This is a genomic window from Blautia massiliensis (ex Durand et al. 2017) (genome assembly GCF_001487165.1).
GTDB lineage: Bacteria > Bacillota > Clostridia > Lachnospirales > Lachnospiraceae > Blautia_A > Blautia_A fusiformis.
The window spans coordinates 967,757-985,599 of sequence record NZ_LN913006.1 but is presented as its reverse complement, the minus strand read 5'-3'; the positions used below and the strand labels follow the sequence as shown (position 1 = coordinate 985,599).

Genomic DNA, 17,843 nt, shown 5'->3' with positions numbered 1-17,843 from the left:
GAGGGCAGGATTACTCCTGCCCTACTGTCTTTTTTCATGAAAATGATACTGGTATGGTATTTTTTATGCTGTCATTGTGGGAATATCGATCATATCTGGATTTCTCATTTACAAAAGTCAGCGATGCATTTTTGTTTTGCATTGTCAGAGCAGCCGTACCGGAAGCAATCTTCCGGGGATCTGTACCATATGCAGGTGCAGCGCCTTTTATGATGCGGACATTCTCTGTATTTGCCCGTACATCTTTCAGATAGTAGCGTAGTACCGGTTTTTCCCAGACCGTATACTGCCCCAGCGGGATATTCCTGAGAGTGACCGATAATGTTGCATAGCCATTTTTATCGGTTTCATAGCTTCCTCTGGTAAAGGTCACATAATCCTCATATCTGTGAGGATTTCCGGATAGATCCGTACCTTCTGCCACAAAGGAAAAGGTTGGATTTCCATGAGCCCAGGTAATATCCTCCTCTTTGATCTTTTTTATGATGGTGATATTTCCAAGCGGAAGTGTTACCGGAGTATTCTCTGCTTTCAGATCCACAGTATCCGTATCTGTATTTTCTTTTTTCTGGAAGATTACCTCCTTTTCGTATTTGCCTGTATAGTTTTCCGGATTTTTTGTTTCCACTACTTTGAACCTTCCCTGATTAGCATCTGTAAGCACCAGCTTTTCCGTAGAGTACCATCCGGTTTCTACGTCAAATTTCAGGATGCTCTGCCCGCCCAGGTCATTTTGGTAAGTCTGCTTCCCTCTATTCCACTGAAGCACGGTAAATTCCGCATCTTCCAGAACTTCCCCTGTATAGATATCTGTTTTTCTCAGACGGATCACCCCTTTATATTCCTTTTCCTTTTCATTGACAACTTCAAAGGAAAGGCGTGCATTTTTGTCTGTGATATCTACCACTTCTTCCCAGCTTCCTGTATATCCGGGCGGAGTCTTTGTTTCCACGATCTTATATTTTCCCTCATTATCCGAAGTCTTTAAAAGTTCACTGCTTACATAAAGTTCGCTGGAGCTGTCATAATCCAGAAGTGTTCCTTTTTCTTTATAGGCTTTTTTTGCTGCACTGTATTCATAAAGTGTAAATTCCGCACCTTTCAGGATCTCACCGGTTTTCGCATCGATCTTACGAACTTCAATCCTTCGTTTTTCAGTCTGGTAGTTCACTGCTTCAAACAGAAATTCCTGCTTTTCTCCCGGCTTATCCAGCGTAAAATTCTTCTGCCAGTTTCCGGTGTAATTGGGAGGAGATTTTGTCTCACGCACACGGAATTTTCCCTGATTGTCTTCGGTATAATTAAATTTCCCGGAGTTATAGGTACGCTTCTGTCCATCATAAGTCAGTTTTTTTAAGGTTACGTAGGCTTTGCTTTTTTTACTCCACTGATACAGGGTGAATTCAGCTCCTGCCAGTGGATCACCGGTATTTCCGTCTTTCTTTCTGATGGATACTGTTCCGCTGATATCCATGATATCCGTTACGTTGACGGTTGTTGTCTTTCCACCGGTTACTGTAAGATTTTTGATAACGGTGTTCAGCTTGTAGCCTGCAGCGGCTTTCGTTTCCTTCACATAATATTTTCCGGGAACCAGTTTTGAAAAAAGGATCTCTCCACCGGCGTTTGTTGTTCCGGTTGAAACCTTCTGATCCTTACTGTACATAGTACGATATCCGGAGGTCAGAGCTTCTGCTGCAAACAGTCCGTACTGCGCTCCCTGGATCAGTTTTCCCGTGTTAGGTTCCTTCTTGACCAGCTTTGCATTGCCGTAAACCGAAGGCTTTACTGAAAACGAAAGGCTTCCTCTTGTTCCCTGGTATACGTAAGCACCAAAATCCTGTACTCCATCTTTTCCTGCCTGGGCACTTCCGTCAACTAGGATATAGGAAACCGGCTGAAGCAGCATTTTGCAGGAAAACTTCTTTGTCGCAGATGCATTTAACGGAAAGATCAGAAAAAAATATGCCCCATCCTTAAGGCTCAGGCTTGTCCCCGACATCATTTTGGGATTAGTTTTGTGTGAATTATAATCCGCTGCGCTCGTCCAGTAGGCCAGCTGCCATTTTTCTGCGGCTCCTCTTGTTATGGTGATCCCGTTCCCTGCTTTTGCTCCATCTGTTACTTTCATAAGAGTACTCATCTGAAATCCGTCTTTCATACTGTCCGGAACAAAGGGAAAACCTGCAGGTCTGCTTCGAAATACACTTAACGGGATCGTCTTTCCGGATGCTGCTGCCCAGGAACCGTCTTCGGAAACATAAACGGCAGCTTTGTTTCTTGCAGGGATCGTCAATGTCTGGATCTTATCGATCAGGCGGTTTATCCCTGTATGTTCTACTTCTGCTGCTGTGGCATATCCACAGTCATTAAAATATACCTTTGACAGCGCAATATGAGTAAATACATAACGGTTCTGCCATTTTGACCAGTCTATGTGACTGCAGGAGGGGTCATATCCGGTCCCCAGATCCCCCGGTCCTCCGTAACCAAAGTACAAAAGCTTCTGGATCACAGAATTAGTCAGTGCTTTTACTGCCTCATTCTTCAGCGTCATACTGTCCAGTCCATCCTGAGTTGCTTTCAGGCAATACAGAGGTGAAACCTTTTCCTCTCCTGTATCATCGATATAATGTACAGAACGATACGTACATCCCATACGGGTTTTATTTCCGGGACCAAGAAAATCATTGGCAGCTGTCCAGATCTCATCGCAGTAAACCCTGGTCCAGCTGTCCAGATAATACTGGGACGGGGAAAGTGCTGTAGCTGCGATAGCATCCTCTCCTTCTGAGATTACTTCCGCACTGCCAGCTTCCCGGAACTCCCCGGGAAGTGCTGCAGAAAGAGCAATGATCTCTCCGTTTTCGATATCCTGGATCAGTTCCTGATCCTCTTCACTTTCTCCTGTAAGGATTTCCGCGTTTTCTTCCGTGAATACAGTAAATCCCGGATCCTCTGTCTGCTCCGGTATCTCTGTCAGAGCTATATTTTCTCCTTCTTTTGAAACAGCTTTCGGTTCTTCTTCCGGTTCGATCAGCTTATCACTGTCCGTATTTTCAGTATTATCTTCACCTTCTTCAAAATCTTCCTCCACCGTTTCCGGTTCAGGCAAGGCTGTCGGAACCGGCATCTCAGCCTCCCCGGGCTGATCTGTTACCGGAATATCCGGGGCCTCCTCTTCTTCCTCCGGTTCTGTCTGTTCCTGCTGCGGATCTGCTGATACCGAACTCATATCTGCTGCAGGACTGGCCGAAACCACAAGAGAAGAAGCTGTGATCATCAATGCCATCCATGCACCGATCATTCTTCTTTTCAATTTTTTCGTCCTCCTTTCCATAGCGTCAGACTGCAGGTAAGCAGCGCCATACCAGCCATCAGTGCAAACAGGATCACAGGAGATTCATCTCCGGTCTTCACTGGTGTTGTCCTTACCGAAGAACTGTTATTTCCGGAAGCTCTTTCTGTGGCTTCTTTCCTGTCATTCCGGCGTGGAACAGGGCTGGTATCCGCCGTTTCCTGATCCTCCTCCACAGAAAAGATCCATTTCACATCTGCAGCTCGAAGAGCATATAAATTATCCAACTCTGCCGGAACCGTAACCTCAAATCTCATGTTTCCTTTTTCTCCGCTGGAAAATTTCCCCAGGGACACGGCCTTATTGAGAGACACAGCCAGAAGATCCCCGGAATACAGCTTTTTATCATTCATGGTGATCACCAGCTTCAGCTTTTTCAGAAATTCCTGATCCTTTACCGATTTACATTCCGGTGATGTGCGGAAGAAGATCTCTGCTGCATGCTCCGTTGTATTACGGATCTCTACAGAATCATGAAAAACATCTCCCGGCATTGCCGTGGAAAATCCGGAAAAAAAGTCTTCCGGAGCCGCGATCAGTTTGTGCGCATTTCCTTCAAACTCCACCTTCAGATCCACCGGACTTTTTTTCTGAACCACAAGACCATCGGTATCGTGGATACATCTTAAGATCTTCTGATTTCCCCAGGGTGACATGGCACGGAAATCCGGTGCAAAATTTGCCGCCTGGACAGCATCCGCCACGATGGTGATCCCCAGCTTCTTATCCTGGTAGGATTCATCCCATTGGGATGGTACAGTCACACCGGTAAAAATATCCACGCTGTCTCCCTGTTCCAGCTTCCTGGTATAATAAAAATACTCTCCCTTCCGGATCCATCTCGGTGACATTCCTGTAAGATTCCTGTCATCCAGACCATCCAAACCTTCCAGATCATCTGTATAAGAGATCTTCACCCTTACCCAGCATGGCTCTGAGTGATTGGTGATCCTGGGGATCTTGGATATCTCATCTCCCGGAAGAACGATCCGGCGATCCTGATATTTCATTTCTCGGCCGTCCTTTTTTTCCAGTTCCCGAAGAGAAATATTGATATCTCCCACTGATATGTGATTGGTCACTGTCACGGAATCTGAAAATCTGGCATAAGCAGCCGTGCACGCCAGGATACTGCCTGCTACAACAGCACCTGCCAGCAGGGCTTTAAGGTGTTTTTTCAAGCATTCCCCCTCCTTTCTGCCTGAGCAGAAACCGGATCTGAAAAATACCTCCACGCACTTTCATAATCTGAAAATCCTTCTGCCTGTACAGCTTCCTCATAAACATTGATCTCAAAATCCTTAATGCTGTCCCTATAAGTATCATCGATCTTTTGGGGATCGATCTGAAATCCGGTACACAGAGGAGTTGTTTTTTCACCCTCGGATATTTTTTTCCGGTAGTAATAATAGCCGTCCTGACTGTTATACACCCAGTTTGCCGTATCCGGACCTGTTAATTTCACGCCTCTGCCGATATCGTCATTGGAGTAGGAAAGGGACATCCTCACATAGCAGTCTGCCTGGAACCCTTTCACACTGCCGGAAAAATTTCCGATCCGGATCTCTTTTCTGTAGGACGGACCATTCTCCATAGGCGTAGGTGTAGGATCCGGAAAATCTTCCTCGATCTCCGTTGTCACATACCCCACTGCAGCAGAATTTATCTTTTTTTCGAAGTCTGAAAAATACGCCGCAGTCCCTGTTGCGCACAGGAGCCCTGTTGTCAGGAGAAGGAAAACGGGTCTTTTTAATTTATTCATTTCGTGACACCACCGGCCTGTCCTTTATTCTGATTTACATATTTCTGGTAAGCAGCAGTTGCCTGCTCCAGAACCGTAGTCTTGTCATCCCCAGTATTGGTAGCCTGGATCGCATAAGCCCGTACCGGCATATCGATCTGCTGTGTATCCAGCTGACCTTCGATGATATTGGCAAAGGTTACTGTATCAAAAAGAGTTGTAGTCTTTGTTCCCGGCTTCAGGATGTGGTTATATGCATAGGTGTAGACCATATTCTGCCCCACTTCGGTCCGCTCCAGCTGTGTCCAGTCCTTGTTTTTGGTGAAGCTGAACAGCTCTGTTTTTGCAAGCGCATTCCTGGTACCATCCTTGGCTACCGTGATCACATTTCGGACCGGAACAGAAACTTCCAGATAGACAAATGCTTCATTTACTCCTTTATTTGCTACATAGGGGTCCTTCCGGATCACCTGAGTAGGAACCAGATCTGTATTGTCCTCCGGTTTCCAATTAGGCTCATCCAGGTCGATATCCACTTTTCCTACGGTAAAGCTGTTGGTTGCCGTTTCAAAATCCGTGAGATATGCAGCTGTTCCTCCGGCTGCCAGTGCAGTGATCACAGCAGCAAGTGCGATTCCTTTTACCAGTTTTCTGTTTTTCATCATGATTAAATTCCTCCCTGTATTTTTTTCTTTTTTGGGGTATATGCCAGATCAAAGAGTACTGACAGACATGCCGCTATGCAAACTGCGGCAAAAGGGATCCGGGCTTTCAGAAAATGGATCACGTAGCCCAGATAAGGCAGGTGAAAGACTACCCGCCCGATGATCTGTGACGCCTCTGCGGGAACAGGATCTTCTGTCTTGTTGGCGTCACCTTTTGTGATAAAGATATCCTTTTCTTTTTTAACCACTCTGTGGGTGACAACGGTATCTCCGTTATGAAAAGTAATGATATCTCCCTTTTTCGGAGAAAACTCTCCTTCCTTTGTAAAAACCACAGCTCCGGTTGGAATCTCAGGTTCCATGGATCCGGAATAGACCACATAGGGCCGGATCCCGAAAAGTCCGGGAATAAGAAGCACCAATGCCATCACCAGCATCAGTCCCAGAACTGTGTTGCCGATACATCGAAAAAATATTTTCATTCCTGTATTCTGTTCTACATACGATATTTGATGATCACTTCCCTCTGCAGGGAAAGAAACAGTGTTCGGATATCAGGAAAATTCCGGCGGAGACCTGCCCCACATAAATTGAGCCATAAAAAAGTCCTCCCTGTATAGCAGTTAATATGGCAATTCGCAACATGCTCCCATCACTTAAACTCACAGATTTTGAAGTGAGGACAAGCATAAGCAAAATAATAATACTGCAAAAATACTGAATGGAAATTATTCGAGCAGATATGCTCAGATGTGCAGTTCCTCTCATTACTTACAGAGGTGAAGGATTCCTGCGACATTTGTTAAAAAAGATTTGTTTCAGATGATATTATTATAGGGTCCACAGATCCGGAAGTCAATCAAATTCGTCCGACAGGATTCGACACTGGTTTCTCAGCGGATCTGTCTGTCACCCTATTTTTCATAAGCTGACAGACCCTGCATCCGTGCAACGCCAGATTTTTTTACAGCTGTACCAGAGAGTAAATATATTCCAATGGAAGCAGCATCAGATCACGGATTTCCCGTTCTTCCTCTTCTTTATTTCCGGAATTTACCGGCAATTCGATCCGGAAAGCCGGCTGGCGGATCATTTCTCCGTAATACTGTTCCGGCCTGCCTGTGCTCCTTCGCCCGTTCTGCGCTTCTCGTTCTATTGCAAGCTGCTCCAGCTTTCCCCTGGTACATTTTTTTAAGTGACGTGCAAGACGGTAGCATCTCTGACCCGTGGAAAAATTCTGATCCCGCCGGTAATAAACCACCTTTTTTCCATATCCGCAGAAAACCAGCAGGCCACGTCCTCCGTATTCCTGAAAGATCCGGATCAGTGCACGTGTCTCATTTTCACTGGCAGGCTGCTGATGGATCTTTTTTCTGCTGCAAAAGGTGGTGGGAAAATTCCTTGCAGTATCCATTCCTCTTGCATTCCCCTCGAATTCATCGCAGGGAACATCCTGCATTTTCAGCATCTGACGGAAAATAGGATTTCGCACAGTATTGTAGCCCTTCCGGCAGATCTCATATCCATCCGGATTGACCACCGGTATGATACAAAGCCTGGTCTGATCCAGGAGCTTTTTTACCTCATAAAGCTCGTCCACGGTCCAGTTGCATTCATATATTCTGCAAAGCTCCAGTGCCATCCTGGTAAGCCTGTCCGTCATCTGTCCATCCGTTCCGGAAAAACCGGCCACACAGAAAATACAGGCATCTCCCTGTCCGATCTCCAGCATAGGGATCATCCGGTCATCGTGGCTTTTTCCGATCACCCGAAACTGTGTAAAGCTGCTGTAACGCCTGGCTGCCTCCCACAGTGAATAGTAAATTGTTTCGTAGGTTTTATCCTGTACTGTATCCATGATGTTCCCTTCCTTCCGTCTTTATACATGTTCATTATTATGTATATTATGCGAAAGGGCATAAAAAAAGAACCGGTTTAACACCGATTCCTTTTGTTTACAAAATAATTCAGGATACCGCCGCCGATGATGATCACCAGCGCAACTGCAACCACTCTTTTCGCTGCCTCCTGAGGGAGCTGGCCCTTGGAGCCAATGGAAGCCTCATAAAAGGTCAGTGTATAATCGATCTCATGAGGAGCACCCATGGCCAGTGTATCTGCGATCACTTCCATCTTATCATCCAGGGCAGTTACCGGGACAGTAAAAACAGAATTTCTACCTTCCTCGCTCTCATTGAGATATTTTTCCCCATCTACGATCATATAATCATAGTTGGAGCTGCTCCACTGGAGCCGTGCATACATCTTCCCCTCTTTTACCAGCATCAATGTGGGGGAAGAAACGCTGGCTTTTCCGCTTCCGCCTTCCAGCTCCACCTGTATGGAATATTCTCCGTCCTCCAGATCTGTCTTCACTGCGTTCTCTCCACCTGCAGCCAGAACCTGTATCGGGCATAGCAGTAGCATAGTCAGAAGAAGCAGCATTATTGTTCTCATCCTGTGTTTCATGGTTTTCTCTCCGTTTTCTGTTTTTCCTTCGTATCACTATAGCACAACCCTCCTTTTCTGTAAAGAACATCTCAGAGTTGTTGAAATGTCTCGGGAGTTTGACAGTTGATCCAAGAAATTTATGATCTTGATGAAGAACAGATCCAGAAAGAAGAAATGTAGGATGGGTTTTATGCAGTTATCACAAACCTGGAAGGTGATGTTTCAGAGATCATAAGGATCAATAAACAACGTTGGGAAATCAAAGAAAACTTCCGGATCATGAATTCATTACTAAAGCAGATATGCGGACCCTCATCAAGAATACAAAACAGATAAAATCAAAGCAAGGATAATATAGTACATATCGCTGCAAAAAGAAAAACGGCCACAACACCCATAATCTGGTTTGTGCAAAAACTTTTCTGCAATTCCCCTGAATGCATCATTGTGATGACAGGACGGAGTCCACCTCATAAAATCCTCCGGAATGCGGAAATTTTCTGTAGACTCCACAGTCCTGCTGTATGCAAACCCAAGATTCTTCAGGGTATTGATGACCCTTTCGTCATATTCTCCAAATGCATAAGAACATCCCCTGATAATCCTTCCCGTTTCTCTCTCCAGACTGCATCTGTCCTGATAAAATTCCTGAACCAGTCTTTCCTGCGAAAGATGTGTGGGATACTCATGTGCAACACCATGACAGGCAATTTCATGTCCCTGATATAAGCTTTTCAGTTCTTGTGTTTTTATAAATCCTTCTGTATCCAAAGTCCCTGAGTTCAGATGAAATGTTGCTTTCAGATTATATTTATTAAAAATATCAACCAGTCTTCTATCAAAAATCTGGCCATCATCATAGCTGAATGTAACTGCCCGGTCTTTCCACTGCGGATAAAACAATTCAAATTTCACAAGCTCAGTCTTCTTTCTCCCAGATTATCTTTACAGGTTCTGTTCCGGTAAGCTCCATACTTCTTTCATCCGGCTGGCTGCAGCCTGCAAAAATCTCATATTTCCTGCCATCCTCTACGCGTTCTCCATTTTCATTTACCACTGTAAATGCCTTTTCCCAGACAGGAACCATAACTTTTCTGCGTTCTCCTGCTTTTATAAAAATTCTCTGGAATCCTCCCAGTGCAGGATTTGGAATTGCATTTTTACTGTCAAGATTTTTTACATAAACCTGGACAACTTCCTCAGTATCTGCATTACCCTTATTATATACTTCTGCCTCTACTGTTATCTTCCGTCCGCACTGTCTTACCTCTGCATTTTCTACTTTTACATTGCTGTAGGTAAGTCCATATCCAAAGGGGAACTGTGCTTTTCCTTCCATATAACGATAGGTTCTGCCTTTCATGGAATAATCTGTAAATTCCGGAAGTTCTTCAAGGCTCTCGTAAAAGGTAACCGGAAGTTTGCCGGATGGGGAGTTTTCCCCAAACAGAATTTTTGCTGCCGCTTTTCCGCCCTGACTTCCCGGATACCACAGAACCATAACTGCATCAAATTTCTCTGCTGCATAGCTCATATCAATATCACTTCCTGCCATCAGACAAAGAACCACCGGTTTTCCGGAACCAGCCATTGCTTCCATTAAATCAATCTGGGACTGAGGAAGCTTCAGGCTCTCTTTATCTCCGGATGCATAGCTGTTTCCGGTATCTCCTTCTTCACCCTCCAGTGTCTCATCCAGACCTACACAAAGAATCACCACATCACTATTTTCTGCAACGATCTTAGCTTCCGCAAGACGATCTCTGCTGAATGCCAGAGGTTCTGTTCTGTCTCTAAACAACTCGCTTCCTACAGAACTAAGAATTCTCACATTCTCACCTACATAATCCTGGATTCCCTCCTGGATTGTAATATATCTGGATGCAGTTCCATGATAATTTCCAATCAAAGCCTTTCTGCTGTCTGCATTAGGTCCCACAATTCCGATTGTTTTGATATCCTCTTTTTTTAATGGAAGAATTCCATTATTCTTCAAAAGTACAAAACTCTTCTCTGCTGCTTTCTCTGCTGCTGCCAGATGTTCTGCTGATTCTACTTCCCTATAGGAAATATTATCATATTCACTGCCATCAAATAGCCCAAGAAGATATCTGGTAGTAAAAAGTTTTACTGCTGATTCTGTAATCCTTTCCTCTGTGACAAGCCCCTTTTCATATGCTTTCATAATATGAAGATATGTATTTCCACAGTTCAGATCGCAGCCATTATTAATGGCAAGTGCTGCTGACTCATAAGCCGTATTAGTCACCATATGATGTTCATGGAAATCTCTGATCGCCCAGCAGTCTGATACAAAATGTCCCTGGAACTTCCAGTCATCTCTCAGTTTTTTCTGCAGAGCAGGGTTTCCACAGCAGGGTTCTCCATTTGTGCGGTTATATGCTCCCATAACTGCCTCTACATCAGCCTCCTCTACCAGGCTTTCAAATGCAGGCAGATACGTTTCTTCCATATCTTTTGCAGATGCCTTTGCATCAAACTCATGTCTGATCGCTTCCGGTCCGGAATGCACTGCAAAATGCTTTGCACATGCCGCAGCTTTCATAGTTTCTCCATTACCCTGAAGAGCTTTTACAAAAGCTACTCCAAGCTCTTTGGTCAGATACGGATCTTCCCCGTAAGTTTCATGGCCTCTGCCCCATCTCGGATCACGGAAAATATTTACATTGGGGGACCAGAATGTCAGTCCTTTATAAATATCTCTGTCTTCTTCACTGGAATATGCATTGTATTTTGCACGTCCTTCTGTTGCTACAATATCTGCCATTTCAGCTACGCAATCTCTGTCAAATGTGGCAGCCATGCCAATTGCCTGCGGAAATACAGTTGCCTGTCCTGCCCTGGCTACCCCGTGAAGTCCTTCATTCCACCAATTATAAGCAGGGACACCAAGTCTCTTTATAGCCGGCGCATCATATCTTAACTGACTGGCTTTTTCTTCCAGTGTCATTTTGGATACCAGTTCCTGTGCTTTCTTTCTTGCCTCGTCTCTGTTCATACAAGCCTCCTTTTACACATTCCTTTCATACATCATCCTTTTACAGCACCTGTAGTCAGACCTTCTACAATCTGATTACTGAACAGGCAGTATACAATAACGGTAGGTGCGATTGCGATAATGATTGCTGCGAACATCTGTACATATTTTTAATCCTCCTTTTGATTCATTACCTCGTTTCTTGATGGTTCTACTATATCAGAATGTCCTGTGATTGGCTCCATAATTCTTGTCATGTTGCTATCAATTCTTGCTATTTATCTGCTACTATTTTCTTTAATATGTCAATTTTAATGGGTTTTTATATTCTTTTTTGCATATTTTGACATATGTTTTTATTATTTCAATTTTTTCAATGTTATATATTGCCATTTACACATGTTTTTGATACATTATATACACAAACATTAAAAAGCAACATTTGCTATCAAAAGCAATAATTAGGTGTGAAAGGAATCCATATGATCCATAATTTACAGGGAATTCATGAAACCGTTGATTACAGAGCAGATACCCAGATCTGTCTTTATTACAATGAGGAAGCCGAAAACTATCCGCCTCACTGGCATCCCTCATTCGAAGTGATCATGCCTGTTATTAATGACTACCGGGTTGTCTGCGGTCATAACGATTATCTTATCAAAGAAGGAGAAATTCTTGTTATATGTCCCTGTATACTTCACGAGCTTTTTGCTCCGGCTACAGGAAAAAGGATTATTTTTCAGCCCGGCCTGAACCACATCCAGCTAAAAGAGCTAGATCTGATCACACCACTCCTCAGTCCTGCCATTCTGGTCACCAAGGAAGAATATCCACAGGTCTATGAACACATCCACCGTCTTATGTTGGAAATCAAGGATGAATATATGAATTTTACCACCTATTCTGAAATTTCCATCATTGCAAAATTCCTGGAAATCTTTGTGGATATTGGCAGAAATCACAAAGCTTTTCATCAGCAGGACGGAGACCGTGATATTCACCATCAGAAAGAATATATGGAGAAATTTCTGTTTATCACCGACTATATCAGCAACCACTTTTCTGAAAACCTTACTCTGGAGGAGGTTGCCAGTCTGGCAGGGTTCAGCAAATATCACTTTGCCCGCCTTTTTAAACAATATACTAATTCCTCCTTCTACAAATTTCTGAACCAGAAAAGAATTGAATACGCAAAATCTCTTTTGCTGGATCCGGAGCTTGCTGTTACCGAAGTGGCAGTACAATCAGGCTTTTCCAGCCTGTCCGCCTTTTTACGGATGTTCAAACAATTAAACCTGTGCACTCCCACAGAATTCCGAAATATGTATGATTCACACTTCCAAAAAACACCTGTTTCCGGGAAAAAGTAATCCCGGAAGCAGGTGTCTGTATTTGCTGCTTTGCAGCAAATACACCCCAGATATTCACTGATAACTACATTTCGCAGTTTTCTGGTCAGAGGAAAGGTTCTATCTTCTCGCCCTGAAAAAGCACTCCACATTTTTCTGCGGAGCGCGTTCTTAATCTCTTATGTTTTTCACACCTTGATTTCCGTTCCGTTCTGGAATGTCACCCGAACATCATCTTTACTGTAGACCGTGATGTAATCGCAGAGTGCGTACCATGCTCCCTCGTCAAAAATCTCGACCTGCTCCGGCAGGGACTGCAGCGTTTCCATAAAATTTTCCATCATCTGCCGCTGCGCCTTTTTGCTTTTCTGTAAAGAACATCTCAGAATTGTTGAAATGTCTCTTCTTTTCCAGTATAATAGAGTGAAATTTGCATACAAACGAAAGGAAATGAACAGAGATGATCGAAACAAAAAATCTCACAAAAAAATTCGACAATTTTACTGCTGTGGATTCTCTGGATCTTCGCATAGAAACCGGCGAATTTTTCGGTCTGCTGGGACCCAACGGTGCCGGAAAGACCACCACGATCAGTCTGCTTTCCACTCTGCTCCTGCCCACAGAGGGCGAAATCCTCATTGATGGGCAGACACTTGGACGCAACCGACCGGATCTGAAGCGCAAGATCAGCGTGATCACGCAGGAATATTCCATGCGCCAGGATATGAACATGGACGAGATCATGGAATATCAGGGCCGTCTTTATTTCATGCCACGAAAAGAGATTAAACGGAAAACTGAAGAGCTTCTGGATTTCTGCGGACTTCTTCCCTTCCGCAAGCGGACTGTAAGGAAGCTTTCCGGTGGTATGAAACGAAAGCTTATGGTATGCCGGGCACTTCTCACAAGTCCGGAGATCCTTCTTCTGGACGAGCCCACTGCAGGCATGGACGCGCTATCCAGACGACAGATGTGGAATCTTCTCCGTCAGCTGAACGGAAAAAATCTGACCATTCTTCTGACAACCCACTATATGGAAGAGGCACAGTCTCTCTGCAACCGGGTAGCACTTATGGATCACGGAAAGCTGGAGGAGATCAATACTCCATCGGGCCTGATCGACGGCCTGGGCAAATACACCGTAGATCAGGAAACACCGGAAGGGGCAAAAAGCCACTACTTCCACAGTCGGGAAGAGGCCATCTCTTTTCTGTCCTCTCTGGACGGACAGTGCACCCTTCGGGAGACAACTCTGGAGGATGTTTTTGTGGAGCGCGCAGGCAGGCATCTGATGCAGCGATAAGCCGGCGTCAGCCACAGTTATCTTATAATTTAACAGAATGGACGATGAATTATCATGGGAATACTTACTATTTTATGGGAAAAATGGGTGGAGTTCCGAAGGGATTTCTATAAGATCACGCTGGCGGCCATGATCGCGCCGCTGATGTATCTGATCGTTTTTGGAATGGGGATCCAGACCTCCTCACACGGAGAGCCTTATCTGAATTTCCTGATCCCGGGTGTGGTTTCACTGACTACAATGAACGGAAGCTTTAATGCTATCGCACAGAATCTGAATGTGCAGCGTCTTTACGAGAAAGCCTTTGACCAGGTTATGATATCTCCGACACCTCTGTGGCAGTTTATTGCCGGACAGATCATCGGAGGCAGTCTCCGCGGGCTTTATGCAGGAGGGATCATCCTTCTTCTGACCATGCCGATCGGAACCGGTCTTGTTTTCAACGGATGGTCATTACTGGTGATGTTCCTCAACGGTGCTGTATTTTCAGCCATCGGCGTTGTGGTTTCTTTCCTTGCCAAAAACCATGCGGATGTACCTCGTTTTTCCAATTATATCATTATGCCAATGGCTTTTTTGTGCAACACCTTCTTCTCTACAGAGAAGATCCCGGGCTTTCTTGGGAATTTTGTAGCTGCTCTTCCACTGTCACAGACCAGTCATCTGATCCGTACCATTGCTTCCGGCGGTGGAGTCAATTACCTCAGTGTCCTGATCCTGACAGTCTATCTCATTGCATTCAGCATTGCAGCTTCCTGGTTTATCTATAAGAAAAAAAATCTGTAAATTTATCTTTACAAAAAATCACCGGCTTTCCTGTTCTTTCGGAAAACCGGTGATTTTTTTATTTGTTATGCTATTTTGGCTATTGTGCGTTTAGATGTCCTTTTTTCTTCTTCTCACGATCACATATCCACCTGCAAGAAGGGATGCCACTGCCAGTGCGGACATGGTTCCGATCGGTGAGTTATCGGCTGTTGATACTGCATTCTTAGATCTGGTTCCGTTGCCTCCGTTGGAGGATGTTGCAGATGCCTCTCCTGTTATAGTTGCATCCGGATCAGAACCTGTCTGGCCGCCGGTACCGTATGTACCGTCTGCTCCTGGAGTTCCGGTAGGTGTCAGTTTTGCAGATCTAAACTGATATACTGCGGATTCAATGGTGTCTGTCTCCTGCCACTGACCACCCGTGTAGATGTATTTCTTGAAGAATACGTACAGGTTGTATGTAGCGTCTTTGTTGATTCCCTTGCCGGAACCAATCTTCCATGCTGTATGAATCTGGCTTTGTTTTGGGTTTGCAGCTGTACTCCAGTAAACCGGAACCCATTTCACATCACCCTCATTTGGATCCTGATTGGTTGTTCCAGCACCAATTACAGTAAATGGATAGAACTGATTCGGATAGAACTGAATTGCCTCATCCAGTCCCTGTACTATGCTCTCTTTTACATCCGGGATGTATGCATTCGGTGTGTCAGTCGGAGTTGGATCTGCAACTTTCGGTCTGGAATCTTCTTTAAATGCTATTTTCAATGGATTTGTCAAAACACCATTTTTATCTTTGATCTGGATATAAAGATCAATTGGGTTGTCAGAATCTAAATCCTCAAGACCGATATTAAATTTCTTATCAGCAGTAAATGTTGTCTGTTTTCCGGTAGATGTAAGATCTTTCGGAGTGGCAGACGTGCCATCACTGTTACGAGAAACCCATTTATAATAACAGGTACCGCTCTTATTCGAAATAAGAGTAACATTCGCAGATGTATGGTTGATCCATGAAAATCCAACCCATCTGACATTTGCCGGACGCTTAGCTTCATCCAATGCAATCTTCTTTGGTGTACTTACAGTTCCATCAGTTCCTTTGATGCTCACATAAACATCAATTGCATTGTTTGCATCCAAATCTTTCAAACTGATCGTGAAATCCTTATTTGCAGAAACATTTTTTCCCTTGCTCATTTTATCAACTGTCGGAGCTTTGGAACCACGATTTACCCATTTATAATAGTACACACCAGCTTTATCAGAACGCATAGTTACAGTAGCAGATGTATGACCTTTCCATTTGTAGCTTACGTTGGAAATCTTCGCAGGTGTTTTCGCTGTTTCTTTCAAAGCAACAGTTGCAATCTTTGTTACTGCTGACTCTGATCCATCTTTCGCTACTACCTGTACATAGAGATCAATCGCATCACCTTTCAGATTTTTCAGATCAATCTTAAAATCTTTGTTTTCAGTGATCTCAATCTTGCTGTCTTTAGTTGTGCTAATGGAAGGTTTATCCGCTCCTTTTGCCACCCATTTATAATAGCATGTACCGCTCTTATCGGACTGAAGAACTACTTCTGCAGTTGTTGCACTTTTTCTTTTTGCGCTGATTAGATTAACCATTGGCGCTGTCGGTTTTGGCTTCTCTGCCTGTGTTACTGCAATATCCTTCCTTACACCTTCACCAACAATGGCGTTACCACTTTCACTTTCTTTTACCCATACATAAAGGTCAATAGTCTTGTCTGTGACGTTGGTAAGTTTCAGGGAAGTGGTTTCTCCTGCCTTAACCATTCCACCTTCTGTAGCTGTCTCGATGGTCGGAGCTTCCGCACCTTTTGCAACATATTTATAGTAATATGTACCTGCTTTATCAGATGTGAAGGTTACAGAAACTGTATTTGCTTCTTTACTCGTAGCATTATCAATATTAACCGTTGGTCTGTTAGAAACAAGCTGACCTGTAGCTGTATTTATTCCATAACTCTGGTCGCCCTCATAGCTCATCGCATTAACTGCTTTTTCAAATGCAGTTGCATCTAAAGATTCAGGTTTCTGGAAAACTGTATAGTCAACTGCCGGATTCTCTACGGAATATCCAATATTCTGGTTCTCAAATGCACCGGCAATGATGATACTTCCAGCACTCTGATCCTGCTGTCCTAATACGATATTGGATTTTACGCTCTTTTCTGCGCTTGTATAGTTCTCGATGATCTTTGGTTCGTCATCAGACGCACCCTCACCTTTTTTAAGTGAAACTGTACCTGTGCTGTAAACAGCTCCACCTGCAGATACGTTGTCTTTGATCTCTCCACCGGTAATGATAAGTTTACCACTGTTCTTTATTGCCGCACCTGCGGATGTGGATGAATTATTAGCAAGAGTAACACCTGTAGTCATTACAAATTTTGCATTTGCATCTACAGAAATAATAGAACCCTCTGCCTGTGTTCCATCAGCTTTGGCTCCATTGATAAGAAGTTTACCAATTGTTGTGGTGCCATCTCCGTCATTCTTGGTCATGGACAAAATACTACCAGGGCTTACTTTAAACATATCACCGGTTACTGCTCCACGGCTGACTGTGGTTTCGCTTCCCTGCACACTGAAAATTGCAATATTCTTATTCTCAGGAACCGTAATCGGCTCTGTAAGAGCAAAAGATTCACTGATCAGGATCTTATAAGAAGAAGCATAAAGATTCTCTTCCGTATCATCAATAGAACCTGTAAAATCCGGAGCCCCTTTAATCGCATTCTTAAGATCTTCTGCTGTCTTTACAACGGCATTTGCTGCTTCTGCAGTTGTTTCCGTCTGCTCCTGCTGCGCCTCTTCCGCCTGAGCCTGAGCTGCTGCCTGTGCTTCCGCCTGGGCCTGGGCTGCTGCCTGCGCTTCGGCCTCTGCCTGGGCCTGGGCTGCTGCCTGTGCTTCTGCCTCTGTCTGAGCCTGGGCTGCTGCTTCTGCCTGGGCGTCGGCTTCACTCTGTGACTGGTCATCCACAGCCGCTCCGTCATCTGGTGTTTCTGTATTCTCGTCTGCAGTCGATGCTTCTGCCTCTGTTACCGCTCCGGTATCTTCAGCGGCAAACGCTGCGGCAGGTGCCATTCCAACAGTCATGGAACCTGCAAGCAGGACTGCAAAAAGCTGCTTTTTTTTCATTTATAAGTCCTCCTGTTATGAGTTAGTCTGTTTAAA

General features: G+C 44.3%; 14 protein-coding genes. 3 read left to right on the top strand and 11 right to left on the bottom strand.

All coding sequences use genetic code 11. The annotated features are described in order from the left end of the window. Positions 1-34: 34 nt before the first annotated feature. The 9 genes from BN3261_RS05485 to BN3261_RS05445 all read right to left on the bottom strand — a co-directional run bounded on the left by BN3261_RS05485 (position 35) and on the right by BN3261_RS05445 (position 11,234). The gene (locus BN3261_RS05485) at positions 35-3,319 is read right to left on the bottom strand and encodes a SpaA isopeptide-forming pilin-related protein (protein WP_059085662.1); all 3,285 of its coding nucleotides are present in this window, start codon (positions 3,317-3,319) and stop codon (positions 35-37) included. After that, positions 3,316-4,539: a hypothetical protein gene (locus BN3261_RS05480; protein WP_059085661.1), complete on the bottom strand. Its 1,224-nt coding sequence runs from the start codon at positions 4,537-4,539 to the stop codon at positions 3,316-3,318. The genes BN3261_RS05485 and BN3261_RS05480 overlap by 4 nt, the downstream gene beginning before the upstream one ends. Continuing rightward, positions 4,536-5,120, bottom strand: a complete 585-nt coding sequence (locus BN3261_RS05475; RefSeq protein WP_059085660.1) for a hypothetical protein — start codon at positions 5,118-5,120, stop codon at positions 4,536-4,538. Before BN3261_RS05475 ends, BN3261_RS05480 begins: the two co-directional genes overlap by 4 nt. Then, positions 5,117-5,764: a TasA family protein gene (locus tag BN3261_RS05470; RefSeq protein WP_015524856.1), complete on the bottom strand. Its 648-nt coding sequence runs from the start codon at positions 5,762-5,764 to the stop codon at positions 5,117-5,119. Before BN3261_RS05470 ends, BN3261_RS05475 begins: the two co-directional genes overlap by 4 nt. Positions 5,765-5,766: 2 nt before the next feature. Further along, complete coding sequence (locus BN3261_RS05465) at positions 5,767-6,246, bottom strand: signal peptidase I (protein ID WP_021650528.1); 480 nt, start codon at positions 6,244-6,246, stop codon at positions 5,767-5,769. A 482-nt stretch (positions 6,247-6,728) separates the two neighbouring features. Next, on the bottom strand, positions 6,729-7,622 hold the full coding sequence (locus BN3261_RS05460; RefSeq protein WP_059085659.1) for a M14 family zinc carboxypeptidase: 894 nt from the start codon (positions 7,620-7,622) through the stop codon (positions 6,729-6,731). A 77-nt stretch (positions 7,623-7,699) separates the two neighbouring features. Next, positions 7,700-8,233, bottom strand: a complete 534-nt coding sequence (locus BN3261_RS05455) for a hypothetical protein (protein WP_235812344.1) — start codon at positions 8,231-8,233, stop codon at positions 7,700-7,702. 297 nt (positions 8,234-8,530) lie between these two features. Next, positions 8,531-9,130, bottom strand: a complete 600-nt coding sequence (locus tag BN3261_RS05450) for a polysaccharide deacetylase family protein (protein WP_235812343.1) — start codon at positions 9,128-9,130, stop codon at positions 8,531-8,533. A gap of 4 nt (positions 9,131-9,134) precedes the next feature. Then, entirely contained in the window at positions 9,135-11,234 is a 2,100-nt protein-coding gene (locus tag BN3261_RS05445) for a glycoside hydrolase family 3 C-terminal domain-containing protein (protein WP_059085658.1), read from the bottom strand. A gap of 461 nt (positions 11,235-11,695) precedes the next feature. On the opposite strand from BN3261_RS05445, the gene BN3261_RS05440 reads away from it, so the two are divergent. Further along, positions 11,696-12,586: a helix-turn-helix transcriptional regulator gene (locus BN3261_RS05440; protein WP_059085657.1), complete on the top strand. Its 891-nt coding sequence runs from the start codon at positions 11,696-11,698 to the stop codon at positions 12,584-12,586. 167 nt (positions 12,587-12,753) lie between these two features. Here BN3261_RS05440 and BN3261_RS17655 read toward each other — a convergent pair whose 3' ends face one another. Next, complete coding sequence (locus tag BN3261_RS17655) at positions 12,754-12,909, bottom strand: hypothetical protein (protein ID WP_173722276.1); 156 nt, start codon at positions 12,907-12,909, stop codon at positions 12,754-12,756. A 116-nt stretch (positions 12,910-13,025) separates the two neighbouring features. Here BN3261_RS17655 and BN3261_RS05435 point away from each other — a divergent pair, with 116 nt between their 5' ends. Next, complete coding sequence (locus tag BN3261_RS05435) at positions 13,026-13,868, top strand: ABC transporter ATP-binding protein (protein ID WP_059085656.1); 843 nt, start codon at positions 13,026-13,028, stop codon at positions 13,866-13,868. 54 nt (positions 13,869-13,922) lie between these two features. Then, entirely contained in the window at positions 13,923-14,654 is a 732-nt protein-coding gene (locus BN3261_RS05430) for an ABC transporter permease (protein ID WP_021650531.1), read from the top strand. A 90-nt stretch (positions 14,655-14,744) separates the two neighbouring features. Here BN3261_RS05430 and BN3261_RS05425 read toward each other — a convergent pair whose 3' ends face one another. Further along, a complete protein-coding gene (locus BN3261_RS05425; RefSeq protein WP_059085655.1) occupies positions 14,745-17,807 on the bottom strand; it encodes a hypothetical protein in 3,063 nt (1,020 codons plus the stop codon). Positions 17,808-17,843: the final 36 nt, after the last annotated feature.